Below are 221 nucleotides of genomic sequence, written 5' to 3' on the forward strand. Positions count from 1 at the left end.
TGTCGGGCGACAATTGCGGCTCTAATGGAGGCGTCAACGGCGGCAGGCCATGGGCTGCCCGAGCCGCGTCACAATGGGCGTTGTACTGACCATCAGCCCAAGACGCTTCGAATTCGCGACAAGTGCTCGAGCGCTGCTCGTACATCGTGCATCGCACGCCGCATCCCACATCGCCGATCAACCCGACGCAGCGCGCCGGCTTGGATTCTGTCCCGAGCATC

The 221-nt window shown here is 63.3% G+C and carries 1 protein-coding gene; it reads right to left on the reverse strand.

All coding sequences use genetic code 11. The annotated features are described in order from the left end of the window. Positions 1–221, reverse strand: a 221-nt coding sequence (locus IV01_RS26025; RefSeq protein ID WP_080290172.1) for a YkgJ family cysteine cluster protein, incomplete at both ends; no start/stop codon positions are given.

Origin of the sequence: Pseudomonas syringae (assembly GCF_000737245.1) — a bacterium.
Taxonomy (GTDB): Bacteria; Pseudomonadota; Gammaproteobacteria; order Pseudomonadales; family Pseudomonadaceae; genus Aquipseudomonas; species Aquipseudomonas syringae_J.